22 protein-coding genes and 1 tRNA gene are annotated in these 26,780 nt (G+C 48.5%); 14 read left to right on the top strand and 9 right to left on the bottom strand.

The window, feature by feature from the left end; genetic code table 11:
- Positions 1 to 70 precede the first annotated feature (70 nt).
- Genes ACQY6Y_RS08235 through aroF form a run of 7 tightly spaced genes read right to left on the bottom strand, consistent with a single transcriptional unit; the run spans position 71 to position 8,044 of the window.
- On the bottom strand, positions 71 to 1,345 hold the full coding sequence (locus tag ACQY6Y_RS08235; RefSeq protein ID WP_428379857.1) for a shikimate kinase: 1,275 nt from the start codon (positions 1,343 to 1,345) through the stop codon (positions 71 to 73).
- Positions 1,345 to 2,493: a bifunctional chorismate mutase/prephenate dehydratase gene (locus ACQY6Y_RS08230; RefSeq protein ID WP_428379856.1), complete on the bottom strand. Its 1,149-nt coding sequence runs from the start codon at positions 2,491 to 2,493 to the stop codon at positions 1,345 to 1,347. Before ACQY6Y_RS08230 ends, ACQY6Y_RS08235 begins: the two co-directional genes overlap by 1 nt.
- Before the next feature lie 33 nt (positions 2,494 to 2,526).
- The gene (gene aroC, locus ACQY6Y_RS08225) at positions 2,527 to 3,663 is read right to left on the bottom strand and encodes a chorismate synthase (protein ID WP_428379855.1); all 1,137 of its coding nucleotides are present in this window, start codon (positions 3,661 to 3,663) and stop codon (positions 2,527 to 2,529) included.
- Between the two features lie 13 nt (positions 3,664 to 3,676).
- A complete protein-coding gene (gene aroA / locus ACQY6Y_RS08220) occupies positions 3,677 to 4,978 on the bottom strand; it encodes a 3-phosphoshikimate 1-carboxyvinyltransferase (protein ID WP_428379854.1) in 1,302 nt (433 codons plus the stop codon).
- A 12-nt stretch (positions 4,979 to 4,990) separates the two neighbouring features.
- A complete protein-coding gene (aroB, locus tag ACQY6Y_RS08215) occupies positions 4,991 to 6,106 on the bottom strand; it encodes a 3-dehydroquinate synthase (RefSeq protein WP_428379853.1) in 1,116 nt (371 codons plus the stop codon).
- Positions 6,103 to 7,014: a prephenate dehydrogenase gene (locus ACQY6Y_RS08210; RefSeq protein ID WP_428379852.1), complete on the bottom strand. Its 912-nt coding sequence runs from the start codon at positions 7,012 to 7,014 to the stop codon at positions 6,103 to 6,105. Before ACQY6Y_RS08210 ends, aroB begins: the two co-directional genes overlap by 4 nt.
- A 4-nt stretch (positions 7,015 to 7,018) precedes the next feature.
- A complete protein-coding gene (gene aroF / locus ACQY6Y_RS08205) occupies positions 7,019 to 8,044 on the bottom strand; it encodes a 3-deoxy-7-phosphoheptulonate synthase (RefSeq protein WP_428379851.1) in 1,026 nt (341 codons plus the stop codon).
- A 214-nt stretch (positions 8,045 to 8,258) separates the two neighbouring features.
- Here aroF and ACQY6Y_RS08200 point away from each other — a divergent pair.
- The 13 genes from ACQY6Y_RS08200 (at position 8,259) to ACQY6Y_RS08140 (ending at position 24,046) form a co-directional block, all read left to right on the top strand.
- Positions 8,259 to 8,335 (top strand) — tRNA-Arg (locus ACQY6Y_RS08200).
- Between the two features lie 82 nt (positions 8,336 to 8,417).
- Positions 8,418 to 11,108 (top strand): aconitate hydratase AcnA, encoded by a 2,691-nt coding sequence (acnA, locus tag ACQY6Y_RS08195; RefSeq protein WP_428379850.1) that lies wholly within the window; start codon positions 8,418 to 8,420, stop codon positions 11,106 to 11,108.
- Positions 11,109 to 11,158: 50 nt separating this feature from the next.
- The gene (locus ACQY6Y_RS08190) at positions 11,159 to 12,175 is read left to right on the top strand and encodes a zinc ribbon domain-containing protein (RefSeq protein ID WP_428379849.1); all 1,017 of its coding nucleotides are present in this window, start codon (positions 11,159 to 11,161) and stop codon (positions 12,173 to 12,175) included.
- A gap of 124 nt (positions 12,176 to 12,299) precedes the next feature.
- Positions 12,300 to 12,851, top strand: coding sequence for a peptidylprolyl isomerase (locus tag ACQY6Y_RS08185; protein ID WP_428379848.1), 552 nt, complete (start codon positions 12,300 to 12,302; stop codon positions 12,849 to 12,851).
- A gap of 39 nt (positions 12,852 to 12,890) precedes the next feature.
- The gene (locus ACQY6Y_RS08180) at positions 12,891 to 14,411 is read left to right on the top strand and encodes a tetratricopeptide repeat protein (RefSeq protein WP_428379847.1); all 1,521 of its coding nucleotides are present in this window, start codon (positions 12,891 to 12,893) and stop codon (positions 14,409 to 14,411) included.
- A gap of 119 nt (positions 14,412 to 14,530) precedes the next feature.
- Positions 14,531 to 15,571 (top strand): rod shape-determining protein, encoded by a 1,041-nt coding sequence (locus ACQY6Y_RS08175; RefSeq protein ID WP_428379846.1) that lies wholly within the window; start codon positions 14,531 to 14,533, stop codon positions 15,569 to 15,571.
- An 89-nt stretch (positions 15,572 to 15,660) separates the two neighbouring features.
- Entirely contained in the window at positions 15,661 to 16,590 is a 930-nt protein-coding gene (gene mreC, locus ACQY6Y_RS08170; RefSeq protein WP_428379845.1) for a rod shape-determining protein MreC, read from the top strand.
- A gap of 43 nt (positions 16,591 to 16,633) precedes the next feature.
- A complete protein-coding gene (mreD, locus tag ACQY6Y_RS08165; RefSeq protein WP_428379844.1) occupies positions 16,634 to 17,227 on the top strand; it encodes a rod shape-determining protein MreD in 594 nt (197 codons plus the stop codon).
- Positions 17,228 to 17,236: 9 nt separating this feature from the next.
- Positions 17,237 to 19,279 carry a penicillin-binding protein 2 gene (mrdA, locus tag ACQY6Y_RS08160; protein ID WP_428379843.1) on the top strand — a complete coding sequence of 681 codons (2,043 nt, stop codon included), beginning with the start codon at positions 17,237 to 17,239 and terminating at the stop codon, positions 19,277 to 19,279.
- Between the two features lie 15 nt (positions 19,280 to 19,294).
- Positions 19,295 to 20,527 (top strand): FtsW/RodA/SpoVE family cell cycle protein, encoded by a 1,233-nt coding sequence (locus ACQY6Y_RS08155; protein ID WP_428379842.1) that lies wholly within the window; start codon positions 19,295 to 19,297, stop codon positions 20,525 to 20,527.
- A gap of 26 nt (positions 20,528 to 20,553) precedes the next feature.
- Positions 20,554 to 21,429, top strand: coding sequence for a hypothetical protein (locus ACQY6Y_RS08150; protein WP_428379841.1), 876 nt, complete (start codon positions 20,554 to 20,556; stop codon positions 21,427 to 21,429).
- Positions 21,426 to 23,303, top strand: coding sequence for a TIGR03960 family B12-binding radical SAM protein (locus ACQY6Y_RS08145; RefSeq protein ID WP_428379840.1), 1,878 nt, complete (start codon positions 21,426 to 21,428; stop codon positions 23,301 to 23,303). Before ACQY6Y_RS08150 ends, ACQY6Y_RS08145 begins: the two co-directional genes overlap by 4 nt.
- Positions 23,300 to 24,046, top strand: coding sequence for a TIGR03936 family radical SAM-associated protein (locus ACQY6Y_RS08140; protein WP_428379839.1), 747 nt, complete (start codon positions 23,300 to 23,302; stop codon positions 24,044 to 24,046). The genes ACQY6Y_RS08145 and ACQY6Y_RS08140 overlap by 4 nt, the downstream gene beginning before the upstream one ends.
- Here ACQY6Y_RS08140 and ACQY6Y_RS08135 read toward each other — a convergent pair.
- Positions 24,011 to 24,619 carry an NAD(P)H-dependent oxidoreductase gene (locus ACQY6Y_RS08135; RefSeq protein ID WP_428379838.1) on the bottom strand — a complete coding sequence of 203 codons (609 nt, stop codon included), beginning with the start codon at positions 24,617 to 24,619 and terminating at the stop codon, positions 24,011 to 24,013. The two genes, ACQY6Y_RS08140 and ACQY6Y_RS08135, sit on opposite strands and share 36 nt — an antisense overlap.
- A 92-nt stretch (positions 24,620 to 24,711) precedes the next feature.
- On the opposite strand from ACQY6Y_RS08135, the gene ACQY6Y_RS08130 reads away from it, so the two are divergent.
- Positions 24,712 to 25,629, top strand: coding sequence for a ketopantoate reductase family protein (locus tag ACQY6Y_RS08130; protein ID WP_428379837.1), 918 nt, complete (start codon positions 24,712 to 24,714; stop codon positions 25,627 to 25,629).
- Positions 25,630 to 25,631: 2 nt separating this feature from the next.
- Here the strand turns inward: ACQY6Y_RS08130 and ACQY6Y_RS08125 are convergent, their stop codons facing one another.
- The gene (locus ACQY6Y_RS08125; RefSeq protein WP_428379836.1) at positions 25,632 to 26,612 is read right to left on the bottom strand and encodes a calcium/sodium antiporter; all 981 of its coding nucleotides are present in this window, start codon (positions 26,610 to 26,612) and stop codon (positions 25,632 to 25,634) included.
- Positions 26,613 to 26,780 lie beyond the last annotated feature (168 nt).

Here is a 26,780-nt window from a genome sequence, read left to right as displayed (position 1 = left end):
CCTCTGAACGTAAGAGTATTTCTTCTGGTCGGCAGATTAAACGAATATTTTCTGGATTATTTGTCTTTTCTTATGAAGAGATAAGCGTCATGAGAGCATTTGCATCGCCATCGGGAGATCCTGTACACGTAAGAATAGTGTCAGACCATGAACGATAGAGATCCATCCGTTCATGAGCGAGCTGTTCAATGCCTTTTGCTTGGGAAACAGGACGTCCTTGAAGAGAGAGCTCCTCAAGAGGACGATCAAGCATGACAACAAAAGAATTCTGGCGTAGAAGCTCATAGTTGTGGGGCTGCGTAACAACGCCGCCACCGCAAGCAATCACCAAACCGGAACGCTTGCCATAATCTGCAAGAATCTCTGTTTCTAGCTTGCGAAATACCTGTTCACCATGGGCGGTAATATAGTCTGCTACAGGCATTCCTGCTGCAACAGCACAGGCATCATCAAGGTCTACAAATGGTCGTCCTAAGAGACGGGCAAGTCGTCTACCTGCAGTGGTTTTACCAGAACCTGGCATACCAATAAGGGAAATGTTCTGTGTTTGCGTTTTAAGATCATGCACGATGGTTTCTATCATGCTTTCATCAAGCTGGCGTCCTTGAAAAAGCTCGCTTGCATGTACTGCCTGAGCAACAAGCATGCAGAGTCCACTTTCGGCGGGAATGTTCAGACGTTCAGCTTGGAGTATTAAGCCAGTACGAATGGGGTTATATACCACATCCAGCACACCCAAAAGATCATTCATTTCTGAAAGAACGGTTGCATCAAGGGGGGAGTCGGGACAGTTTGGATACATGCCGACAGGTGTTGTGTTAACGATAAGCGATGCATGGGAATGGCGCTCTAAGAGGGTTGCATAGGTATCTTCTCCATGCCGTGAAATAAAATAAACCCGAGCTCCAACGCCACTGAGTGCACAACTTACCGCTTGAGCTGCCCCTCCAGTACCAAGAACCAGGACTTCTTTTGAATCAAGGGCATCTCGGGCACTCAAATCAAATCGAGTTTTGAAGAAGTGCTCGAGCATCCAGCCAAATCCTGTTACGTCAGTATTTTCAGCAAAGATAGAGCCATCTGATTGACGAATGAGTGTATTGGCAACTCCAAGCTGCATCACACGTGCTGATTGTTCATCAGCAAGTTCAGCTGCATTTTTCTTGTAGGGAATAGTTACGTTGATTCCCTTCCACGTACCTTTGCATATAAAAGACGCGACTTCTTCGGGCTCAAGCTCCCAAAGTTCATACGGGGAGCTACCAAGGCGCTCGTGGATTTCCCGAGACCAGCTATGGCCAAGTTTTCGTCCAATTAACCCGTAAAGGGAGCTTTTGTCTGCCATTATACGTTCTCCGAATAACTGCCGAGATAGCGATACTCTTCACAAACATCATCGAGTGAGCTGATAAGCGCAGAAAACTCTGGTGCTGCAACAGGGCACTCAAGATCAAAGTAGAACATAAAGTCGAAGTCTCGTTCTGGTATGGGGCGGCTCTCAAGTTTAACCAGATTGATATCGAGAGCAAAGAAACGACCCAGCACACGATAAAGAGACCCAGGCTTGTGACCAACTGTCATCATTAAAGAGGTACGCTCAGCGCCTGGGAAAATCTGAAGCTCTTTAGATATGCAGGCAAAGCGCGTGTAATTGTTGCCCATGTCCTGAACACCACTTGCAAGCTGTTTAAGACCATAAAGCTCACAGCAAAATCTGCTTGAAAGCGCTGCAACATCTGTACGATCACTCTCTGCCACCATCTGTGCAGCCATAGCAGTGTTCTCACAAATATGGACTCGAACAGAATCGCCGAGGCTTGCCAGAAAATCTGAACACTGATTGATGGCCTGTTCGTGACTGTAAATATCACGAATCGTGCTCAGCTCAGCACCTGGTTTTGCCAACAAACAGTGGTCAACCTTGAGGCGAAATGTTCGCACAATATGGCATTTATAGCGGGCAAGCAGGTCATATACCTGGTTAACTGAACCTGCCGTAGAGTTTTCGACTGGTACAACACCATACTGGCAGCGCCCGTTTTCTACAGCTTCAAATACGTCGGCAAACGTACGTACATAGCTAATATCAGGATGCTTGAAGAGGCGATCGGCAGCCACTTGAGAATAGGCACCTTCAACACCTTGACAGGCAACACGAGCAGTTTGAGGAAAAAGCTCGGGAGTTGATCTTCGGGCTCGCTTAATACGTTCTACGAGCTTTGAAGAAGAACCCATACGGTTACCTTCGTCAGCTTTGGCAAGATCCATGAGTACCGAGAAAAGCACCTGGGCAGAATTTCCAAGATTTTCTGGTGCACGCGAGGCGACATCGGCAAGTTTTGCTCGTTCACGAGTTCTGTCGAGGACAGGTAGACCGTGTTCACGTTTGTATTCGGCAACCTGTGAAACACAGTCCATGCGTTGAGCAAACAGGTCCAGAATCTGGGTGTCGATGGAGTCGATATCTTTTCTAAGCGTACGAATATCCTTCAAACCTATTTCCTCTCATGTAAGGAAGTACACGAATTACTGCAAGCGTGAAAGCGTTCCATCAGGGGGCCACGATAACCAAGCATCAAGAACAGCAAGTGCCATAACCGATTCAGCAACAGGGACAGCGCGGGGGACAACACAGGGATCATGACGACCTTTAACAACAAGCTTAGTGTCGACCTTATCGATCATATCTACAGAACACTGTTCTTTTCCAATGGAAGAAGTCGGCTTTACTGCCATGCGGAAGAGGATGGGTGCAGCGGTGGTAATGCCTCCCAGATTTCCACCAGCGTGATTGGATTGAGGACAAATCTTTCCATCCTTCATGCGGTAGGGGTCGTTGTGTTGGGAGCCACGCATGCCAGCCGCAGCGAAGCCACAGCCAAATTCAAGACCCTTTACGGCAGGTACACCGAATACGAGTCGTGCAATAACGGATTCAATACCATCAAACATGGGTCCACCAATACCTGCAGGTACGCCAGTGGCCACACATTCAATGATGCCGCCTACAGAATCACGTTCTGTTCTGGCAGCTTCAATAGCATCTCGCATGGCGATACCAGCTGCATCATCAATGGTGGGGAAGGCTTTGTTATTCGCAAGCTCATCGATTTGAAGTTGGAGAGTCTTGGCTGCGAGGTCTTCTTTTTCAACAGCTGCAAAAGGTACGTCCCTCACATGTTCGATTTGTAAGATATGTGCAGCAATATGAATGCCCTTAGTAGCCAAAATTTGTAGCGCAATACCGCCGGCTATGCACAAAGGTGCTGTCAACCTTCCTGAAAAGTGGCCACCTCCGGCAACATCTTGGTTGCCTTCCCATTTAATTTGTGCGGGCCAATCGGCGTGACCAGGGCGGGGAATACGGGCAAGATTGGCATAGTCTTGGCTTCGCGTATTGGTGTTTTCTATCAGAGCGGCAAGGGGTGCGCCGCATGTTTTTCCCGCTTGATTAAGGCCAGAAACAATACGTGGACGATCGGGCTCTTTCCGTGTTGTCGACCAAGGACCTTGTCCAGGAGCTCTTCGTGCTAAAAAGCGCGAAAGCTGTTCCTCGTCGAGTTCGAAGCCCGCAGGAATACCCTCAATGACGCAGCCAATGGCAGCCGAATGTGATTGGCCAAAAACGGTTACTTTGAGTGTTGTACCAATACTTGAACCCATAAGCTTGTCCTCTCTAAGAAAGAGTGACATTACCGCCGAGTACGGCGTAATCTTTGAAGAAATCAGGATAAGATTTCGCTACGCATCCTGCATCAAGAATGCGAACCGGAGATGTGGCGCGAATAGCGGCGATAGCTGCCATCATGGCAATGCGATGGTCGTTTGCCGCGTCGACAGTTCCTCCTTTAAGTGAATCTACTCCTTCGATAATAAGACTGTCGTTTTCAATGCGAACACAACCACCAAGAGCATTGAGTGCAGCAGTAACTGTTTCCAGACGGTCCGATTCTTTAAGACGAAGTCTTTCTGCCCCTGTAATATGTGTGGTTCCCTGCGCAAAACAGGCGACTGCTGCTAAGGGAGGGACAAGGTCAGGACAGTCGCTTACATCAATTGAGCAAGCATTGAGCGTATCAGGCGCTGCAGTAGCTTGCGTACCTTTGCGAGAAAGTCGAGCCCCCAACAGTGCAAGCGCAGCCAAGATAGTGCGATCGCCCTGGGGACTTGCAAGATCGAGCTGAGTGACCGAAACGCCAGGACCTGCGAGACATCCTGCGGCGAGCCAGAACGCCGCATTCGACCAGTCGCCTTCAACAGAAACTTGTCCTGGAGTGGTATAAGGCGAATGAGCCGGAACGGTAAAAGTTGTAAACGTTCCCTCTTTGGTTGTTTGTTTTGTTTCGTGAACGTGTACACCAAAACTTTCAAGCGCACGAATGGTGAGTGTTACATAGGAGCGTGACTCAAGAGGCTCTTTTACTACCACTTCAGTTTTTCCCTCTAGAAGAGGTGCTGCAAGCAGAAGGCCACTCAGATACTGAGAAGATACATTGCCAGGTAGTTGGAAACGACCAGGGCGAATCTTGCCAGAAACATGAAGAGGGAAGGATCCCTGCTCGGATAGGTTAGCTCCGGCTGCTATAAGTTCTTCATAGAGCGGAGAAAGCGGGCGAGACGCAAGCCGTCCTGCACCTAAAATATTCGCGTCTACTCCCAATGCACAGGTTATTGGCAAAATAAAGCGCAGGGTAGAGCCCGATTCCCCACAATTGAGTGTCGTGGTTTGAGAGGCAATGAGTGAGGATGTCTCTCGATGAGGGCGAACCCTAAAACCAACGCGTGTGCGCGTGATGCGTGCGCCTAACGCATTGAGGCACTGCACAGTGGCATCTATATCCGCAGAGGTAGTATTGCACGTGATATCGGTTGTATGGTCAGCAAAAGCAGCACAGATAAGCAACCGATGTGCCATAGACTTTGATGCAATCGCTGGTATTGCTCCTGCAAGTGGCTGAGGATTGATAAGTGCTTCCACAGGTCCTCTTCTCTATGAAAGATGTCGTGTTACGCCACAGCCGAGCGTAACCAGTTCTCTAAATTCATCTAGCGATAAACGCTTAATCTCGACTTCTCCAATGCGTGAAGGAATGATCACGTTAAGCCCATCACCATGACGCTTTTTATCATGTGTGGCAAATTGAACGATAAGGTCATGGGAAAGGTCAGTGTCGATCGGCATCCCATGTGCTGCTACAACTGCTTCAAGACGTGCGGGCACATCGCTTTCGCACCATCCTTTTGTATAAGCGGCACGGGCAATGCAACACATGCCAATAGCAACGCAAGTACCGTGACCTAAGCTGAAGTTAGAGGCTGCTTCTACTGCGTGTCCAATGGTATGACCAAAGTTGAGCGTCTGACGCAGTCCACGCTCTTTTTCATCCGCAGATACAACATCTCGTTTGATCTCAATATTTCGCGCAATGACCGAGACAAGCGTTGCTTGGTCATAGAAAGCTTGCGTAAGCGGATGAGCTTCCAGGTGAGAGAAAAGATCAGCATCTGCAATAACACCATGTTTAATAACTTCACCGCATGAATCGCGGAAAAGATCAGGTGAAATTGTGCTCAGACACTGCACGTCAGCAAGAACAGCAGATGGTTGCAAAAAGGCACCAATAAGATTTTTGCCAGCTGCGAGATCCACTGCTGTTTTGCCGCCTATTGATGAGTCGACCATAGCCAGCAATGAGGTGGGGACTTGTACAACTTGAATACCACGGAGATAAAGAGCTGCGGCAAGGCCAGCCATGTCTCCAGTTACGCCGCCTCCGACAGCAACAATGAGATCATCGCGCGTTAGTTGGGCTTGAGCGATCTGTTCGAGTAAGTGCTCAAGTGTTGTAATGCGCTTAGAAGATTCACCGGCAGGGAAGGTAAGTTCAAAGCAGTGATATCCCGCCTCTTTGAGAGAGCGACTGACGCGCTCAGCATAGAGGGGAGCTACGGTTGAATCACTAATAACGCAACAGGTATCACCGCCAACGCTTGACCGACATATCGATCCGATTTCTTCAAGAATCCCTGCGCCAACGGTTACCTGGTATGTTCGAGAACTTGTGGGAACTTCTATTTCCTTCGTTGTTATCTGTGAGGTATTCATCGGCGTTCGGCCTCCTTTTTGAGTCGATCGCCCTCTTCAAGTAGGGTGCATAACTGTGCGCTGTCGCGCTCATCAATAGCCTGTTTGTAAGCTAATAAGTTAGTAACAAGCGTACCGATTTCAGCTGACAAATAATCGGCGTTATCCAGAAAAAGTTCTGTCCACATGGGTGCGTTAAGACGTGCAACACGTGTCAGATCTTTGTATGAACCTGCTGAAAAACCTTTGTGAGCTTGAGCTGCAGGGCTTTTTACATATGCATTGGAAACCACATGCGCAAGTTGGCTGGTATAGGCAATTTGCCTATCGTGAAAATCTGCCGTCGCAAGGGTAAATGAACCGAATTCACATGGTGCAAGCAGATTCTTAAGTCGCTCAAGCACTTCAAGACGAGCGAAATCATCCATTGGTGGTGGCACAACAACCATGGGTGCATTGTGAAACATGTTGGCACGAGCATGACCAAATCCTGAATATTGCGTGCCAGCCATGGGGTGACATCCAACAAAGGTCCAAGGTTTATCAGCTGCAATAGCGAAGCATTTGTCACAAATACTGCGTTTAATACCTGCGGTATCAATAGCAATGGCACGAGGAGAGATGAGGTCTTGCATGTCCTCAAGCCATTGCACGCAGACTTCAGGATAGCCACAAAGAATAATGAGCTCACAAGTCGGCACAACGTCTGGTGTAAGTTCACCTTGGATTGTTTCCACCATTGCAAGCTCTACGGTTGCATGCGTTCGATTCCAGGCATAGACTTCGCGGCCGCCTTTTGCGAAGGCTTTTGCAAACGATCCGCCCATGAGGCCGAGACCCACAATGCCTACACGACCCGGAACATAGGTCGACGTGTTTGCAGTGGGTGTTTGAGTTGATGATGAGTTCTTCTCATCCTCTCCTGACATAGTGCTATTGCTCCTGTTCATCTTCAGTAATAACTTCACGAATACGCGAAATCTTTTTCATGGTTTGAGCGAATTGTTCGGGTGTCAGTGCTTGTGCTCCGTCTGACCATGCCTTGCTTGGACAGTTATGAACTTCAATTTCAAGGCCATCTGCCCCTGCAGCCGTAGCGGCAAGTGCCATCGGCGAGACATAACGGGCATATCCTGTGGCGTGGCTTGGGTCGGCTACAACTGGTAAGTGAGAAAGATGATGCAGCACACTTACTGCAGAGAGGTCAAATGTATTGCGTGTGCGCGTCTCATAGGTACGGATTCCGCGTTCGCACAGAATAACCTGAGAGTTGCCTTCGCTCATGACGTATTCCGCTGCCATGAGAAGCTCATCAATGGTGCCAGAAATGCCACGTTTGATAAGTACCGGAATGCCCGTACGACCTGCCTCACGCAGGAGAGTGAAGTTTTGTGAGTTACGGGCTCCGATCTGTAATACGTCAATGTTGCGATCGACAAATAGATCGAGATCACGAGCATCCATCACTTCTGTAACAATGGGCATATCAAGCTCGGCACGTGCCTCACAGAGTAAATCGAGGCCTTCTTTGCCCATTCCCTGATAGCTATAAGGGCTCGTACGAGGCTTAAAAGCTCCACCTCGAAGCATGGTTGCTCCTGCAGCATGCACTTCGCGAGCGATTTCGATGAGATTTTTTCCTTCGACTGAACAGGGGCCTGCAATCACCTGAAAGTGTCCGCCACCAAGAAGTACCCCGTGGCCACAGTCAACAACAGTGTCGGTGGGATGAAATTTCCTGTTAGCCTTCTTAAAAGGCTCTGAAACACGTTGCACGCGATCAACGATATCCATGCTTTCCAGCAAGAATGGATCTATCTGTGAGGTGTCTCCAATAAGGCCAATAATGGTCTCGTTTGTGCCTTGAGAAACGTTCGCAGAAAGGCCCTTTTCTTCAACCCAGCTGACAAAGTGGTGAATCTGTTCGGGCGTAGCAGTATTGTTGATAACAGCAATCATGTGTATTCCATACTCTCGTTGTTACGAATGGTTATCTCCATAAGCTTTCACACTTTACTACTAATAGCGGTCTGATTATATAAAGCACAGGTAAACCCTTGACGGAGAAAGATAGTAAGGATGTTTACAGCTTCTTAAGATACTGAGTAGTGCCTGTGAGAATCTTTTGACGAGAAGACTCTTGGTCGCGAAGGACGCTATAATCACCGAGTGCGCCCTCATAGCTCAGTGGATCAGAGCGTTCGCCTCCGGAGCGAAAGGTCGTGGGTTCGAACCCCTCTGAGGGCACCAATAAAAATGCGGCCCCCTTGTCGTTTTCGGCGAGGGGGCCTCTTCAAACGTTTGTCCAACAACAGAATTGAGGGGTCCCACTATGGCAGACAACGCATTCGAAGAAGCGGTTCGTCGCGCTCGCAAGGGTTGTTGGGTTGAGCATGGGTCTCTTCGTCGTCTTGTGTACGATGTTTCTCAAATTCCAGGGGCCGAAACAATTCCTCGTTCTCTCGTGGTGCTTTTGGAAAATGTTGTTCGCAGAGCTTCAAATGATGAAGAGGCTATCCAAAATGCCGAGCGCATTGTAAATGCAGGCCTTGCTGGTAAGCAGGGTGGCGAGATTGAGTTCATGCCAGCTCGTGTCCTGTTCCAGGACTTTACGGGCGTTCCCGTCTTTGTTGATTTTGCTGCAATGCGCGATGCTATGGTGGCACGCGGAGGGGATCCAACGCGTGTCAATCCTCATATCCCTTGTACGCTCGTTGTAGACCATTCAGTTGCAGCTGACTGTACTGGTACGCCAGATGCAGCAGAGAAGAACAGGCAAATAGAAGCTCAGCGCAATCACGAACGATTTGCTTTCTTAAAGTGGGCAAGCCGTTCGTTTGATAATGTGCGTATTGTTCCGCCTGGAGTTGGCATTTGTCACCAGCTTAATGTTGAGCGTTTTTGTGACGTGGTTGGCAAGGATGCGCTTGCAACCTCAGATGCTGAAGTTGCATGCTTTGATACTCTGGTTGGAACCGATTCACACACCACTACGGCAAACGGCCTGGGTGTTCTTGGCTGGGGTGTCGGCGGCATTGAAGCTGAAGCCGCAGCTTTAGGTCAGCCTATTACCATGCTGGTGCCTGCGGTTGTAGGCTTGCATCTTACCGGTGAGCTTCCGGCTGGAACGAGTGGTATGGACCTTGCCCTTACCGTGGCACAGCTTCTTCGTTCTGAAGGGGTTGTTGGCTGCTTTGTAGAGGTATGTGGTCCTGGCGTTGCAAAGCTTTCTGCTACTCAGCGGTGCTGTGTTGCCAATATGACTCCTGAGTATGGTTCTACCTGCACTTTGTTCCCAACAGATGAGGTGGCGCTTTCGTATCTTAGCCTCGTGGGTCGCAATGCTGATGAGATTGCTTTTGCTCAGAGTTTCCTCGCGATGCAAGGTGTGTGGGGAAGTGGCGGCAATCGTCACTATGCACGCATGATTGAGTTGGATCTTTCTACGGTTGAGCCAAGCCTTGCTGGTCCATCTAGACCACATGACCGTTTGCCCATTTCTGCTTTGAAAAAGCAGTTCCGTAAGGCTGCCAAAGAGCATGGGTACCGATCTTTGGATCAAACATTTGCTGTGACGTGTGGTGATACAACCTATGATCTCGGACACGGCACTATTGCGATCGCTGCGGTAACGAGTTGCACAACAGCAACTGACCCTGCAATGATGGTTGCTGCCGGTCTTGTAGCTAAGAAGGCGGTTTCGTATGGGTTACAGGCAAAGCCATGGGTTAAGCGTGTACTTGCTCCTGGCAGCCATGCAACCCAAGAGCTTCTTGAACATGCTGGATTATCTGACGATCTCGCACACATAGGATTTGTGAATTGTGGTTATGGCTGCATGAGCTGTATTGGTAATTCAGGTCCTATTCTTCCTTGCCTCAAGGAACATGCTTCAGATATGGAGCTGACGAGCGTACTTTCTGGTAATCGAAATTTCGAGGGACGCATTTCTCCTGATGTTGCTCAGAATTACCTTTGCCAGCCAGCGCTTGTTGTTGCGTATGCGTTAGTAGGAACTGTTGACGTTGATTTAAGTGAACAGCCAGTCGGAATAAGCAGCGATGGAACCCCTGTTATGCTTTCCGACATAATGCCTACAGACGATGAGATACAGGCGGTTCTTGATGAGTATCTCAACCCGCTGCTTTTCTCAGAAACATCCAATGGATTGCTCCGCGGTGATAAAGCATGGGAATCCATCGAAGTGGGAGAAGTCGGTACATCTGCAACATTTGCATGGGATGAAAATTCAACATATGTTCGTCGAGCACCGTACTTTGAAATTGCTCATCCTCAAACCGAGCTTTCTGTAGAGAATGCTCGCTGCTTAGCGTTTCTGGGCGATTTTGTAACAACTGACCATATTTCTCCTGCGGGTACTATTGCACTTGATTCACCTGCTGCTCGTTATCTTGAAGAGCATGGCGTTGCACCCCAAGATTTCAATACATATGGAAGTCGCCGTGGAAATCATGAGGTAATGGCGCGCGGCACCTTTGCAAATGTTCGCCTTGCGAATCAGTTGGTCGCTCCACGTCTGGGTGGCTGGACACGCGATCTTTTGGATGGTGCTGAGAAGAGCATCTTTGATGCAGCGGAGCACTACCGTTGTGAGAAGACACCGCTTGTTGTTGTAGCTGGCAAAATGTACGGAAGTGGCTCTTCACGTGACTGGGCTGGTAAAGGCCCGTTGTTGCTTGGAGTCCGGGCTGTTCTCGCCGAGAGTTTTGAACGAATTCATCGTTCAAATCTCATAGGAATGGGAATATTACCGCTTGAATTGCCGCAGGGTGCAACCGCTACTTCACTTGGATTGGATGGTACTGAGACATATTCCTTTGGACCTGTTGATCTTTCTGCTGGGCTTCCTGCCTCACGTACTACCGTGGTGACAGCAGAGCATGCAGATGGTACAAGTATCCGATTTGAGTGCGTTGTTCGTGTTGATACACCAACGGAGGGTGCATACCTTGCAGCTGGCGGTATTCTGCCTTACGTGCTTAGTCAGCTCGAACGTGCCTAGGCTTCTGTGTTTATTTGCATTGGGCTCCAGGCATTTTGGAAGGAATATCTGTGATTTGTCCTTACTGTGGCACAAATGTTTCCGATGACGCTTCGGTTTGTCCAGCATGTCACGGGGAGCTTGGTGCAACGACAGTTTTGCCAAAAATAGAAGGGAACTATTGCTCCGCATGCGGCTCTCTTTTGCCTGAAGGTGCCGCTACTTGTCCTGTTTGCGGTATGCCAGTAGTTAATGAGGAGGCTTCAAGCACAAACACCTCAAAGGACTCGGGACGTCAATTGCATATCCCTGAGGTTGATGTGGCTGATGAAGAGGATGAGCAGGCTTTAGAAGAAACACACTCGATGCCTCGTATTGAGAGTGCTATTCCGGCTGAATCAGAACCTGATTATGGTCGCTTGCCTCATACAAAAACGGTTTTGGTTTGTGCATTGGCTTCACTGGTGCTCATTGGTGGCTTGGCTCTTATCCTTACACATCCGTGGAATCCTCAGGCATATTCCTCTCGTGCAACTGAAGCGCGCGATACATCTACAGCGGGATTTCCTGGTGTAGTGGAACGCCTGAGCGGTCAGGATTCTTCTGATCAGGAGGATCAAGAAGAAACGCTTACTGGGGATGAGGCTACCTATCAGCAGCTTAGTGAGGATTACAAGGAGCTCGCAGATTTAGCAGAACGCATTGATAAGGCAGAAGATGGATTTGAAGAAGCTGCTTTTGGCGGCGATCAAGAAGCCTTTGATAATGCTTCCAGTGAATGTGAAGAACTTTCGTATGATGTTTCAAATCTCATCAGCGATATACAATCCGTCGATGTAACTTCTGGAACATATGCTGAAGATGTTGAGCATCTCGTAACGCTGGGAAACTGGCTGAGGAATCGTGTAGATGCACTGAATAGTGCGTGGAATAGTGCGGAAGCCTCCTCAGATCCCGCTGCAAATCGCGATGAAATAATGGCTCCTTTGGTGGGAAGTCAAAATGCCAGCGGAGAGAACACCTATAAAGGACTCTTCAACCAGAACTATGAAGCTTGGGAGCCACAGGCGCCCGATGAAAGCAATTAGTTTATAAGTTTGGTTGGCTCTGTTCTGCTCATACTGTGAAATGATTCCAGACTGCAATGAGCTGGTAGAATTATGCCGGTGAGTATAATGTTCCTACAAGACGTAGGGTGAGAAAGGAGCGCATATGGGCTTTTTTGCAGATCCGCTCTATACACCTAAATACCAGGTCACTGGTGATGAAATTGCTGTCATCACCACTTCTAAAGGGGTTATTCGTGTTCGCCTTGATGGCGAGGGTGCTCCTATTCATGTTGCTAACTTCTGTGAGCTTGCTTCTTCAGGATTCTATGATGACCTGAAGTTTCATCGTTATGTTCCAGGTTTTGTAATTCAAGGTGGTTGTCCCAATACGCGTGAGATGACACCTGAAGATGTTGCAGCAGGCAAGCGTGGTGAGTTTGGTATGCCTGGTACTGGCGGTCCGGGATACCGCATTCGTCATGAGTATGATACGAACCCGCATAATAGTCATGTGGATGGCGCACTTGCCATGGCTCGTTCAAGTGACCCAGATTCTGCAGGCTCTCAGTTCTATTTCTGCTTAGGCCCGCAGCATGCACTCGATAGCGGCTATACCGTATTTGGAACGACAATAGATGGCATGGATGTGATCTCCCAGCTTCGTGCAGGTGACGTTATTGAGTCTGTACGAATTGAGCATGAGGTGGCAGCATAGCTATCATCTCAACGGGGGAGTGAAAAAGGAGTTATTACCGTGGATCAACAAGCATTTGATGCGGCCCGCGCCGCATATCAGAAAGGTGACTGGGCTTCAGTAGTTGCCTATGTGGGGCAGGCAAAGCGTCCTGGTGAGGCTTTTGGTGCTGCTGACCATCTGAAGGGCAATGCTCTTATGAAAATGGGTCGCTATGAGGAAGCTGCTGCTGCATACGAAGAAGCGCTTGTTGACACAGCTTATGGCAAGCGCGGTGCCCTTCGTTGCAATCAAGGTAGAGGGCTTCTGGCTGCTGGTCGTCTTGAAGCTGCTGTTGAAGCACTTACTGCAGCCACTCAGGATCCAGATTATGCCACCCCTTATAAAGCTCAGATGGCTTTAGGCGATGCACAAACGCGCCTGGGCAATGTACGTGAGGCTGGTATTGCCTACCGCAATGCTGCTATCGATGAGAACAACCCAGATCCTTCAAGCGCCTTGGTGTGCCTTGGTGGGAGTTTTATGAAACTTGGACGTCCTGTCGATGCTGTTGAGGCATATCGTACAGCCCTTGATTTCTCTACTCCTCTTGCTAACCAAAATGCAATCTGGGCAGATCTTGGCAGTGCCTACGTAGCTGCTAACCGCATGACAGAGGCAGTGGATGCTTTTGGGCGTGCAACAGCTGATGGTTCGTTGGAGCTTACGGCAGAGCAGCAAGCTTCTTTTACGGCTGCACAACGTGCCGTTGCCGCGCTGTCTTCTCATGGCCCTTCTGAGACCGATGCGCTCCTTGCACAGGCTGGCTATGATACTGCTGGTGGTACCGGTGGCATCCAGATAGATCCTTTAGATCCACTTGGCAAGTCCGGCGAGCTTATGCCATCACCTGAAGACACAGGCTTTTTCTCCATTTCGGAAGGCGATCTGGTCCAGGCTGATAAGGACGACCGTAAGATGCGTCGCAAGCATCGTCATACCGGTCTTAAGATCTTCCTTGTCATCTTTATTATTCTTCTTATCCTTGCTGGTGCAGCTACTGCACTTTATCTCAATGGGTTTGGATGGCCTACGCAGGAATCGGTTGTTGAATCCTTATTTACAAGTGATGATCCATCCGCTTCTCTGAGCTCATCTCTTTCTGATGAGGCTTCTTCTGAGGTATTAGCGGTGCTGCCTGCTGGTGTAGAGAATGTTCAGATTGATGGACTCGATCGGTCCATGGCAACCTCTACTGCTCATGTAAAGGTCACGCTTTCCAACGGTGGGGAAGTTGAATATAACGTCGATCTGGTCCGTTCTGGCATTTCTTGGGCGGTCAGTTCCGTTGAGCCGGTATATGCTTCTCAATCCTCAAATGGAACAACGCTCGAATCTTCATCAGACGATGCTTCTGATACTTCTGATTCGACAACCTCTGAGGGCACTGCAGATACTGATGCAAATGCTTCAAATGATGCATCTTCAACTGATACAAACGCTTCTAGTGATAGCTCTGCTACTTCTAGTGATAACTCCTCCACAGATACGGACAATGCATCGCAAAACGCCGATTCTGAGGGCACGGTTGTTACTGGTTAAGTGAAATAAATGCTTGTTTGTACCTTCAGGATGCATGATGTATGAGCTTTGTTAGACTGAAGAAGAAACGAAACCGTGTGTCGACCGAAGGGATCGGTCGGTCTGAGGGATAGGAAACAATGTCGATCTTCGACTCACTCTTTGGAGAGTATGGTGGCGACCTTGCCATAGACCTGGGAACGGCCAATACGCTTGTTTCTGTTCGTGGCCAGGGTATCGTGTTAAACGAGCCTTCCGTTGTCGCTATTGATAAAGAAGCAGATCGTGTGTTGGCTGTTGGCGCCGATGCTAAACGTATGGTCGGGCGTACACCGGGGTCTATTTCTGCGGTACGCCCTCTCAAAGATGGCGTTATTGCAGACTTTGATGTTACGGAAGTCATGCTTCGCTACTTCATCGAAAAAGCTCGGCAACGCCGTTATCCTTGGTCGCCACGTCCTCGAGTTGTTGTCTGCGTCCCATCAGGGGTTACTTCAGTAGAGAAGCGCGCTGTATTTGAAGCAACTATTCAGGCTGGCGCCCGTCAGGCTTATCTTATTGAGGAGCCAATGGCTGCTGCTATTGGTGCAGATTTACCTATTGAAGACCCCACCGGATCAATGGTTGTCGATATTGGTGGCGGTACCACTGAAGTCGCAGTTATTGCCATGGGCGGCATTGTTGTTTCACAGTCCATTCGTACTGCTGGCGATGAGTTTGATCAAACGATTCTTGAGCACGTGCGCGACGCGTATAACCTTTCAATAGGCGAGCGTACAGCTGAAGATATCAAAATCAAAGTTGGTTCTGCTGCTCCTCTACGTGAGGAACTTGATGTCGAGGTAAATGGCCGAGATGTTATCAACGGCCTTCCGAAGACTGTTCGAATTGAATCTGAGGAGATCCGTCGAGCCCTTAATCGGCCGCTTGATGAGGTTACCAAGGCTGTTAAAGATGCGCTTGATGTAACACCTCCTGATTTGGCGAGCGATCTTATGTACTACGGCATCCTTCTTACTGGTGGCGGTGGATTGCTGCGTGGCCTTGATTCTCGTCTTCGTGATGAGACAGGTGTGCCCGTAAACGTCAGTCCTACAGCGCTCGAAAACGTTGTAAATGGTTGTGCAAAAGTTCTTGAGGCAAACGCCTTGTCTGGTGGGTTTGTTCAGAGTGCTAATTAAGGAACGAGGCGGGCGATAGTATGCCGCGCTTCTCTACAGGGGTATCAAGACGAACACAGCAGAGTAACGGTAAAGGAACACGGCTCGCAGTGATTTTGTGTGTCGTGTCTTTAACCTTGTTTACCTTAAGCTGTCGCGAAGCGGGATCGGGACCTATTACAACAGTGAGAGGTGCCGTTACGGTAGTTACCATGCCGGTACGGTATCTTGGTGCTTTGATAAGTACGCCGTTCTCTAGTCTGGGTAATGTATTTGCTAACCTGACTGCAGATCAAGAGACCCTCTCTGAGCTTCGTGCTGAAAATGAAGAGTTAACGAGCAGAAATGCTCAGCTGGAAGAAGCGGAGCAAACAGCCGAGCGACTACAAGATCTTCTCGACTTGCAGAGTACCTATAATCTCGAGTCTACGGCTGCAAATGTTATTGCCAGCTCCACTGATTCGTGGAGTTCTACGGTCACTATTGATAAAGGCACAACCTCAGGTCTTGCAGTTGGTATGCCTGTTTGTGATTCAAGTGGTGTAATCGGTCAAATATCTGAGTGTGGAGCAACATCATCTGTGGTTCGGCTTATCACTGATGAAGGTTCTTCTGTTTCGGCGATGATCCAATCGAGCAGAGCTCAGGGAATGCTTGAAGGATCTGCTGACGGTACGCTACGTCTCTCTCTTGTACGGACTGACCAAACCGTAGAAGTTGGAGATCTTGTGGTTACCAGCGGTTTAGGTGGTGTTTACCCGAAGGGACTACCACTAGGACGGGTAACCAATATAGAACGAACGTCTGGCTCGCTGTACTACTCCATTACAGTTCGAAGCCTCTCTAGTACCGACAGCTTCGAGGAGGTTATTGTCATCACATCTCTTACGCAGTCTCAGCAGGCAACTTCAGATGATTATGCAGAAGCCGATGCGCAAGACACAGCCGATCAGACGACAGGTTCAGGTACCGACACTCAAAACAATTCTGATAATGCATCAGATGAATCGGACGGACAAACTGATTCATCTGAGGGTTAATGCAGAGTAACTTACAAATACAGCACCAACAGGAGGTGAGACTATGCAGGTAAATGATGCAAACCGTAATCGAAAAGTTATAGCTATCGTAGCTTGTGTATGCGCACTGTTACAGCTTGCTATTGTGCCAAATATAGGCATTGCCAACGGACGCGCAAATCTAGCGCTTGTTGCAACTGCATGTCTTGCCTTACAAATTGGTGGACGTACAACAGTAATCTTTGGCTTTTTGGCAGGATTGTTTTTCGATCTCACAACCACTGGCCCTGTCGGTCTCATGGCTTTTGAACTTACCTTGGTAGGATATTTGCTCGGCGGAGAACAACACAACAGACTTGCAGAAGATCATACTGGTTCATTTCAGATGTTTTTGATCGCTGCAGTTGCTACTGAATTTGTCTATGGGCTTGCTATGATGCTTGTAGGTCAAGCAAGCAATTTCTTCTTGATACTTGGATTACGCACACTTCCCGCTATTGCCCTTGATATTGTGGCGTATTTTCTTGTTGCTTGGCTTGCTCGTCATCTTTCTGGACCAACAGGACAGCCAAGCTTTGGTGGAGGGTCTAAACCAAGTCTTGGCACAGGACGCAGCCATGCTGGTTGGCCCTTTCGGGCCAATCGCAAGGGGCTCTAGGAGGCCCGGATGTCCGCTCCACTCATAATTGCGCTCATCATTATTGTGGCGCTTATTGTTATAGCTCTTGCAGTGTGGTTTATTTCACGCTCCGGTGCGGGTCGGTTTACCTTTGACATCGGTGGACAAACGCCTCGCGCCGCAGGTGGGGAAGACACATCTGCTGAGTCGGGTACAAAGTCACGCCTTTTTGGACTTGCTGCATTTTCTGCCGGTGTGTTTGCGCTGCTCACCGGCAAACTTTGGAGCATGATGCTCGTCTCAAGCGATAAGTATACGAGCATGGCAGAATCCAATCGCACCCGCAGCATTTCTCTTCCTGCAACGCGTGGTCGAATTCTCGATCGCAATGGTGAAGAATTGGTCACCAACCGTCCGAGTCTTGCTGTCGCAGCTGAAAGCTCGGTGCTGGACGATGAAATTGAACTGCGTCTGCTTTCTAACTTACTCGGTATGCCCTACATAGCGGCTAAACGAAAAGTGCAGGATCAATCCGAAGGTGCCCAGAGTGCGCGAACGGTATCTATAGATGTTAAACGCAGGATTGTTGCATATTTGGGGGAGCATGCAGATATATTCCCAGGCGTTACGGTAGAAGAACGTACACAGCGTTCTTATCCTCAGGGAAGCCTCGCGGCACATCTGTTGGGATATACCGGCAGTGTTACGCAAGAACAGCACGATGCAAGTCAGGAATCCAACGATGAAGGCAGTGTCGCTTACGAGATGGGTGACATTGTGGGACAGGCTGGCATCGAATACCAGTATGAAAATGTGTTACAAGGTGTTCGCGGTGAACAGCGTGTCTTCGTAGATGCTGATGGTAATATTACCGACTATTCCACCACGGTACCCCCTGTGTCAGGATCTGACATTGTACTTACCATTGATTCGACTATTCAGGCAGGAGCAGAAGCCGGCCTAAAGCATGCAATTGAAGAATCGCGTGCAAAGGGCAATAAAGATTGCGATGCAGGTGCTGTTGTTGTACTTGATGCAACCAATGGCGAAGTGCTGGCCCTTGCAAGTGCTCCCACGTTTGAACCGAGTGTTTTTGTCGGCGGTATTTCAAATGACGATTGGAATGCATTGTCATCTGAAGAAAGCGACAATCCACTGATGAATCGTGCGGTTTCAGGCCAGTACATGTCTGCTTCGACTATCAAGCCGCTTACGGCGTTTGCGGCCCTTGATTATGGTATTGCGACTCCAGACAGTGGCTACGATTGTACGGGCTTCTGGACAGGCTTTGGTGAAGCCAGTGGCCAATACTGCTGGGATCATGATGGACATGGTTATATGACCCTTCAGACAGGCATTACCTTTTCCTGTGACGTAGTCTTTTATGAAATTGGCAAAGGCTTCTGGTATGCCGATGAGGATAAGAAACTTGGCATGCAAGACACTTTTGAGAAGTGGGGCCTTGGGTCAGCCACAGGGATCGATCTGCCAAGTGAAGCTTCAGGACGCGTGCCTACGCCCGATTGGAAGTGGAACTATTTCTCGGATTACTCCGATGAAGACCGCTCATGGAAGGGCGGTGACAATACCAATATTGCAATTGGACAGGGTGACATCCTAGTAACTCCGATGCAAATGTGCTGTGTATATGCCGGTATCGCAAATAGAGGTACCATCTGGCGACCTCATCTCCTCAAGAGTATTCAGGCTCGTTCTGGTGATGGCACGATTTCGGAAACACAGGGACAAGAGCTTCTTACTGCTGAGGAAGATGCTTCCTACTTCGATCTGGTACACACCGCTCTTGAAGGTGTTATCTACGAAGAAGATGCTTCCACGACAGCACACTTTACTAATTTATCGGTGCGCGTTGCCGGCAAGACAGGGTCTGGCGAACGTCCAGGTGAACCAGCAACAGGATGGTTCTGTGTGTATGCTCCTGCGGATAATCCAAAGTACGTTATTGCTGCCGTCATAGAGCAAGGTGGTTTTGGTGCCACCTCTGCTATGTATGCAGTGCGCGATACCTTGGGTGCTATCTATAATGAACCGGATACGCAAAGCAGTTCTAACGATACTGCTACTGAATAAGAGGGGAGGGGTGTTATGCCTTTAGACACATCAAGCGGTGCCACGCGTCGCGCAGGAAGTGGAGGTTTCTTTGCTTCGCTTTTTGGTGGAAATACAGGTAAAACTCCTTCTCGTTCCCGTACAAAACGGCGCCAGGGCATATTGGGCGAACTGTATCTCACGGCTCTTATCCCTCTTGCGCTGCTTGTTGCCTATGGACTTGTTGTTGTTTGGTCTGCCTCTCTCACAATCTCTGATGCCTCAGTTGTACGGCAAGGTGTTGGTGCTGCAATTGGGTTGGTTGGAGCTATAGCAATTTGGCGTTATGACTATCGTGCTATCTCAAATCTCACCAACGTCTTGCTGGCAATAGATATTGTGCTTATTCTCTTGCCAAATGTACCGGGCCTCGGTGTAGAAGGCGGAGGAATGACCGGATGGGTGCGCTTGCCGCTCATTCCTTTTAACTTCCAGCCTTCTGAGGTGGCAAAGATCGTAACCATCTTTCTTATGGCTTCAGCAACAAGCCAGTATAACGGGCGTATTGACGACTTCAAAGAGTATGCGAAGCTTTGTGGCATACTCTGTGTCCCGCTGTTCTTGCTCCTTATTCAGGACTTAGGAACTGGTCTTGTCATACTTTTCTTAGGCGCAGCAATCATTATTTGTGGCGGAGCAAAGCGGTCATGGGTCTTAGCCACAATAGGAATTATTGTTGGTGCGGCGGCACTTGTAGTGGCCAGCTCTATGACCGATGGCTTGCCGCATATTTTGAAAGAGTATCAGCTTAAACGCCTTATCGTATTTGTGGATCCCTCTGTTGATCCTACCGGAGATGGCTATAACCTTCAGCAAGCTCAAATTGCAGTTGGTTCGGGAGGATTGTTTGGTAAAGGCATTGGAAATGCCACCCAAGCAGGTCAGGGATTTTTGCCAGAGGCTCACACCGACTTTGTCTTTGCGCTTCTCTCAGAAGAATTTGGCTTCATTGGTGCCCTTGTTCTGCTAGCACTCTTTGCCGCACTCATCTTTTCAACGATTTTACTTGCTATGAGAATTGAAGCGCCATTTGGCAAGCTTTGTCTTGTGGGCGTTGTGGCCATGTGGTCGTTTCAGCTTCTTGAAAATATTGGTATGTGTCTTGGCATGATGCCCATTACTGGTATTCCTTTACCTTTTATTAGCTATGGTGCATCATCGATGGTTGTGCAACTTATTGCAGGTGGTATTGTTCAATCTGTTTATGCGCACCGTACAAAGGCAGCTTAAATACGTGCAGGTAGAATGGTTGTGCTATGGCAGTAAACTTTTCTGAAATTGCAGGAATACTCAATGCTGCGCGTGATGCCCACACCAGCTCGCGTGAAGGTTTTCTTTTGCATATTCTCGTGGCAGAAGATGCGCCACGCGAAGCAGTTTGTGCTGTACGAGATGTTCTCATTCCTGACAATGTTCTTGCAGATATTGAGATTCAACGTTTGGATGCTTTTCTAAACTTACGTCCACAATATGCAGACGCTGCACTTATTTTTTCTGGAAGCAACCAAGATCTTGTTGCACAAGCAGCGCGTTACTACGCTTCTGCGGGTACACCCTGCGCGTTGCTGGCCGATTCTAGTCTCGAGGTTCCAGATGCTGAAAAGTGCAGTGTTGCTGATGGAGCACCTGTTTCACTTATCGCCGCGGCTGAGCCAGAAACGCTTGTTAAAGCACTTGCTCGTTGGCTTGTAGATGCAACGCCGAAAGGAATTGCAGTTGCTGCCGCATTTCCGTTTACACGTCATGCAGAGGCCCGCGCACTCGTAAACAACTGCGCCTCCTCCAATGCTGGAGTTGTATTTCTGGGAGTTACTCCTGGTGCAGAAATGAGTGTTCTGACTGCAAAACAAGTGATGCTTTCCTTAGATCTTGCAGCTGCTTTTGGATGCACAAGTCTTCCCATACGATCTGCAGTATCCGTGTTCGTTATAGCGGCTGGTTTTGTATGGCGTGGCGTAGCTCGTTTTATTTCTCGTGACCAAATGCAGATGTTTGCTCGTTTTGTACGTGCTGGTATTGCAACAGGCGGGACTATGATTTCTGGCTGGGGTGTTGTAGTGATTCTGGAAAGTGCCCTCAATGAGGCAGATTCTGGAGTGCAACATGTATTTGCGCAAAGAGGTGAGGTATGAGGCTCCAACGCCGTAACCATTTTTCAGAAATTGAACCATTTCTTGAAATAGTCGAGCGACCTTCGCGTTACCTCGATCATGAATTTGGCAGTATCAGCGAGCAAGATGGTCCTTTTCATGCGGTGCTCGTATACCCCGATACCTACGAGCTTGGTTTATCTAACCAAGGACTGGCCATTCTCTACAACATTCTCAATGCACAGACGGGTATCTCTTGCGAGCGAGCATACGTGCCATGGGTCGATATGGCCGATCTTATGCGAGCACATAATGTGCCTTTGCTTGCCCTTGAAAGTGCTTGTCCAGTGGCGTCGTTTGATGTCATCGGATTTACCATTGCCCATGAAATGGCTTGCACCAATATTCTTGAGGCGCTTGATTTAGCGGGCATTGCGCTTCGTTCATCACAGAGAGATGAAGATGATCCCATCGTTGTTGGTGGAGGACCTTCCGTTTGGAATTGTGAACCTTTAGCCCCTGCGTTTGACGCTGTTATTTTGGGTGATGGTGAAGAAGCTATCGTTGATGTGTGCTGTGCGGTACGCGATGGCCGTGCAGAAGGGCTCTCGCGTATCAATATTTTGAGAAAGCTTGGCAAAATTCCCGGTGTGTATGTGCCTTCTCTCTACGACATTGTTACGGATGAGACATCAACCGAATGGGGTTATGCAGTTCCTCGCGAGCACGAAGAGGTTCCTGAAGTTGTTTATAAACGCGTAGTGCAGGATTTTAAAGATACTAATCCACTTACAACTACGATTGTTCCCTATGCAAAAACGGTATTCGACCGGCTCTCGATTGAAGTATTGCGAGGATGTGCTCGAGGATGCAGGTTCTGTCAGGCAGGTATGACCTATCGTCCCGTTCGTGAGCGCACGGCAGATCAGGTGGTAGCAGCTTGTTCGAAAGGCCTTACGTTAACGGGATATGATGAGGTGTCACTTACGTCTCTTTCCACAACAGATCATTCCCAGTGCCCAGAGATACTTCACCGTATCAATACCTCGCTCGATGGTTCGGCGGTGCGCGTTTCCATTCCGTCTCAACGACTTGATTCTTTTGGTGTTGATATGGCGCTTGAAGTTGCAAGCGCTAAAAAGGGCGGCTTAACCTTTGCGCCTGAGGCTGGATCTCAGCGTTTACGTGACGTTATAAATAAAAATGTTTCTGAAGAGGATCTCGAGCGCGCTGCGCGCAATGCATTTGAGAATGGCTGGAATCGTCTCAAACTCTATTTCATGATGGGACTACCTACCGAGACGGACGACGATATTCGTGCCATACCCGAACTTGCCGAACGCGTTCTTACTATTGCTCGAGAAATTCTGCCAAAAGGGCGTCGCGGCAGTGCTTCAGTCTCGATTTCGGTTGCCGTATTTGTCCCTAAGGCCTATACGCCGTTCCAATGGTCTGGACAACTCCCTATGGAAGAAGTGCGCAGGCGAGAAAAGCTGCTGCTTGCTAGTGCACCGGATAGGGCTATCCGTATTTCCTATTCTGACCCAGGGACTTCAGTTGTTGAGGCAGTTCTATCTCGAACGGGTCGCCGAGCATTTGATCTTATCGAGAATGCTTGGAAGCACGGAGCGCGTTTTGATGCCTGGACCGATCAATTCGATTATGATCGCTGGGTCGAAGCAGGTCGAGAAGTAGGCATGGATCTCGAACGAATTGCTGCTGAACCCTATGAACTTGATGTTCGTTTGCCGTGGGAACATACGTCCCCTGGTGTTTCTCGTGGCTTCTTAGAACGAGAATGGCGCCGTGCTGAGCTCGGTGTTACAACGCCTGACTGTACGAGATCAACCTGTACTGGCTGCGGTGTTTGTCCCACCCTTGGTGTTCAGAATGATTTGGCAGGTGAGCGCGGATGACTGAGCAGGTAGTAACGCGGAGAGATCTTTTCCGACTGCGTGTATGCTATGCGAAACAAGATAGGTTGCGTCACCTTGCTCATTTGGAGGTACTCGGCACGATTGATAGATGTATTCGTCGTGCGTCTTTGCCATTTTCTGTTTCCAATGGCTTTTCTCCCCGTATGCGTGTGCAATTTAGCTCGGCTCTTCCTGTGGGAGCTTCTTCCCAAGGGGAGTGGTATGACCTTTACTTACGCGAGCTGGTTGATGTAGATGAGGCGTTTAAAAGAATTTATGATGCCACTCCTGCAGACTTAAGACCTCTTCGTGCTGGTTATGTTTCCTCTGAACTTCCTGCGCTCGAAGCATGGCTTGTGCGTTCGTCTTGGCAACTTGAACTCTGTGGCTCTGAGCAGAAGAGTCTTCTGTTCTCCAGTGAGGATCTCCGGAACGTGTTAAACCAACTTGCTTGCCAGGGCCAGCTTTCTTACATGCGTAAAGATAAGTGCAAGCAGGTTGATCTTACGAAAACACTCGTTGGATTTCAGGTGGAAGAAACATCTGATGCGCTTGTGGTGCAATTAGAAACGCGAGCAACACCTACCGGCTCGTTGCGTCCTAGCATTCTTTTACAGGCAGCATTTTCTGAGCTTGGGGTAGATGCTTCTCGCGTAGCAATACGGGTGTGTCGGTGTGGTCAGTGGGGCGAAAATGAAAATGGAGAACTACTTGATCCTTTGACCACTGAGGTTGTTGCGTAATGTACGAAGCCATGTGATATAGGCTGAAGCACTTTCTTCTAAACGCTCATCGGAAAGCCCATTGTTTTCTGTTCCAAAGAGAATAAAGGGTTCTTCTTCGCATGTAGCTCCAACATAGTTTGCCGTTGCTCGGAAAGGGATAATAATTTCTGAGGGTGTAAAACCTACGGTTCCCGTTGCTTGATAATTTTGCTCTATATCTCCTGCGCTCACGGCGACAGCAAAATGCTTATCTGCGAGCATACGGCCTGGTTCTCCTGGGTTTGCTCTTTCACCGCCATAGGCCCATCCAAAGGCATAGATATTATCAAACCAGTTTTGCAAAAGTGCTGGTGCATGGTACCAATAGATGGGAAATTGAAAAACGATGAGATCATGAGCAGCGAGCGCCTCTTGCTCTATTGAAATGTCTTCTTCTGAGAAGGTGTTGTCTGGATAGAGAGCATAAAGATCCCGCACATCAAACTCATCTGCATGAAGAGCAAGCTCTTCTTTCCACCTACGATGCACCCTACTTTGGTTCTGTAGATCTGGATGAGCAATAATTACGAGTGTTTTAGCAGTGTTTGTCATCGGTAAGCCTTTCCACTCAATTGCTGCGTAGAGCATTCGATTTGCTGCAAGGTACAATAGCAAAGTTATAAAACCGAGATCGGGGGATTGTCATGGCAATTGAGCGAGTGGCTATCATAGGGCGTGGGGCAGTTGGCCTGCTGTATGCTTCCTTGATTGAGAAAAATCTTGGTCATTCCGCCGTTTCATTTGTTATGGATGGCGAGCGATATGAACGTCATGCAAATGAGTCAATCACAATAAATGGTGAAGTTTGCAAGATCCCTACCATTTCAGAAGATGAAGCCACTCCTGTTGATCTTGTTATATTCGCTACAAAATATGGCGGATTTGACCGAGCGCTTATGACAGCAGATAGCCTTGCTGGCCCCCAGACAGCATTTATCTCTTTGCTCAATGGTGTCATAAGTGAAAAACAGATTGCTCAACGATTTGGCTGGGAGCGAACTGTTTTGGCAGTTGCGCAGGGCATGGATGCGGTCTTCATCAACAATAATCTTACCTTCAGTCATCCGGGCGAGATTCGCTTTGGCGCCTCTCCTCAAACGGAAGCGTCTGCAGTTAACGATATTGATGATCTCTTTAATCGTGCAGGAATTGCCCATGTTGTTGAAGAGGATATTCAGCATCGTATGTGGGTAAAGCTCATGCTCAATGTTGGCATCAATCAAACATGCATGGTGTTTGGGGGAACATATGGTTCTGCCACAGAAAGAGCGAGTGAACAAAATCGCTGTTTTATCGCTGCTATGCGAGAAGCTCGGGCAGTTGCAAATAGCGAAGGTGTTGCCGTTACCGAAAATGATCTCACGCAAATGGCTGAACTCATCGCTTCACTTGATCCACATGGCATGCCCTCTATGGCACAGGATAGGATAAATAGAAAGCCCACTGAGGTGGAACTATTTGCTGGGACAATACTTCGTCTGGCGAAACAACATCATCTGTATGTACCTACAAACCAATGGCTTTATGAGCAAGTTCGCCAGATCGAAGCATCCTATCTGTGAAACTACATTGCAACTGAAAATCCGATGTAAAGAATGTAGACACCAAGAAAAATTAAACCTTGGATCCTGCCCATCTGATTGCGTTTTCCAATAAAGGCGAAGCTCATTAATACAAGCGAGCAGATAATTACCAAAATAATATCGATGTTGTAGCTTGTGCTAAATGCAATAGGTGAGAGAAGGGCAGGCATACCTATTACAAGAAGAAGATTGGCGACATTTGACCCGGTGACGTTTCCAACAGAAATATCTGAGTTGCCACGCAGAGCAGCAACAACACTCGTAACAAGCTCGGGTAGGCTGGTTCCAAGAGCGACTACTGTCATACCAATAATGCGCTCAGATACTCCGAAAGCATCAGCAATACTTACTGAGGAATTGACGGCAAGGTCCGCTCCGACTTTAAGGAGAACGATGCCGGCAATAACAAAGAAGCAGTCCGTAACTGGTCCTCGAACCAAGTAAGGTTCCGAGAAGTTCTTATCAATTTCTTCAACGGTCTTATCTTCCGAGTTGTCTTCGTTGGAACCTTCTCGTAATCCTACAATTGCAGCACGAACGATGAAGGCTGCAAAGGCTACTAATAAAATGCCACCTTCAAAACGAGTAATGACATCGCCTGTATTACCAAAGAGGGCGAGTAATAAGCAGGTGCCAATTGACGCTGGAATCTCAAAACGTATGGTCTGTTTTGAAAGCTTAATCGGAGCGATTACCGCTGCGGCTCCAAGAATGAGAAGAAGATTAGCGATGCAGCTTCCTACGACATTGCCGAGCGCCATACTGGCATGACCATTTGCTCCAGAAGTAACACTTACGACGAGCTCAGGCAAAGAGGTGCCAATAGCAACTATAGTGAGGCCTGCCACTCGATCGGGCACACCAAGGCGTGCAGCAAGACGACAGGCACCGTCAACGAGAAAATTTGCACCAAAAACAAGGAGTGCAAAACCAAGAACAAGCGTAATAAGTGTAATGAGCACAACAATCCTTTCATGTAGCTTTCTTTAAGTATCTCCTCTCGGAGGTGTATTGAACTCCACTTACCGTCATCTCTTAACCTCCTCCATAATTTTTGTTGCATTGTTCTCCATATACTGTTTTGCCTCAATATTCGCTACAATGCTTCGTTTGCATAGGGAATAGATTCA

This window comes from Olsenella sp. Marseille-QA0557 (genome assembly GCF_965119725.1).
Lineage (GTDB): Bacteria > Actinomycetota > Coriobacteriia > Coriobacteriales > Atopobiaceae > Coprovicinus > Coprovicinus avistercoris.
The sequence above is the reverse complement of the archived record's forward strand: the minus strand, read 5'-3'. Positions and strand labels throughout refer to the sequence as shown.

Coding starts and splice junctions, on each gene's coding strand:
- ACQY6Y_RS08235 (WP_428379857.1), bottom strand. CDS start 1,345: ATGGCAGACAAAAGCTCCCTTTACGGGTTAATTGGACGAAAACTTGGC.
- aroC (WP_428379855.1), bottom strand. CDS start 3,663: ATGGGTTCAAGTATTGGTACAACACTCAAAGTAACCGTTTTTGGCCAA.
- aroB (WP_428379853.1), bottom strand. CDS start 6,106: ATGAATACCTCACAGATAACAACGAAGGAAATAGAAGTTCCCACAAGT.
- ACQY6Y_RS08210 (WP_428379852.1), bottom strand. CDS start 7,014: ATGTCAGGAGAGGATGAGAAGAACTCATCATCAACTCAAACACCCACT.
- aroF (WP_428379851.1), bottom strand. CDS start 8,044: ATGATTGCTGTTATCAACAATACTGCTACGCCCGAACAGATTCACCAC.
- acnA (WP_428379850.1), top strand. CDS start 8,418: ATGGCAGACAACGCATTCGAAGAAGCGGTTCGTCGCGCTCGCAAGGGT.
- ACQY6Y_RS08185 (WP_428379848.1), top strand. CDS start 12,300: ATGGGCTTTTTTGCAGATCCGCTCTATACACCTAAATACCAGGTCACT.
- ACQY6Y_RS08175 (WP_428379846.1), top strand. CDS start 14,531: ATGTCGATCTTCGACTCACTCTTTGGAGAGTATGGTGGCGACCTTGCC.
- mreD (WP_428379844.1), top strand. CDS start 16,634: ATGCAGGTAAATGATGCAAACCGTAATCGAAAAGTTATAGCTATCGTA.
- mrdA (WP_428379843.1), top strand. CDS start 17,237: ATGTCCGCTCCACTCATAATTGCGCTCATCATTATTGTGGCGCTTATT.
- ACQY6Y_RS08155 (WP_428379842.1), top strand. CDS start 19,295: ATGCCTTTAGACACATCAAGCGGTGCCACGCGTCGCGCAGGAAGTGGA.
- ACQY6Y_RS08150 (WP_428379841.1), top strand. CDS start 20,554: ATGGCAGTAAACTTTTCTGAAATTGCAGGAATACTCAATGCTGCGCGT.
- ACQY6Y_RS08145 (WP_428379840.1), top strand. CDS start 21,426: ATGAGGCTCCAACGCCGTAACCATTTTTCAGAAATTGAACCATTTCTT.
- ACQY6Y_RS08140 (WP_428379839.1), top strand. CDS start 23,300: ATGACTGAGCAGGTAGTAACGCGGAGAGATCTTTTCCGACTGCGTGTA.
- ACQY6Y_RS08135 (WP_428379838.1), bottom strand. CDS start 24,619: ATGACAAACACTGCTAAAACACTCGTAATTATTGCTCATCCAGATCTA.
- ACQY6Y_RS08130 (WP_428379837.1), top strand. CDS start 24,712: ATGGCAATTGAGCGAGTGGCTATCATAGGGCGTGGGGCAGTTGGCCTG.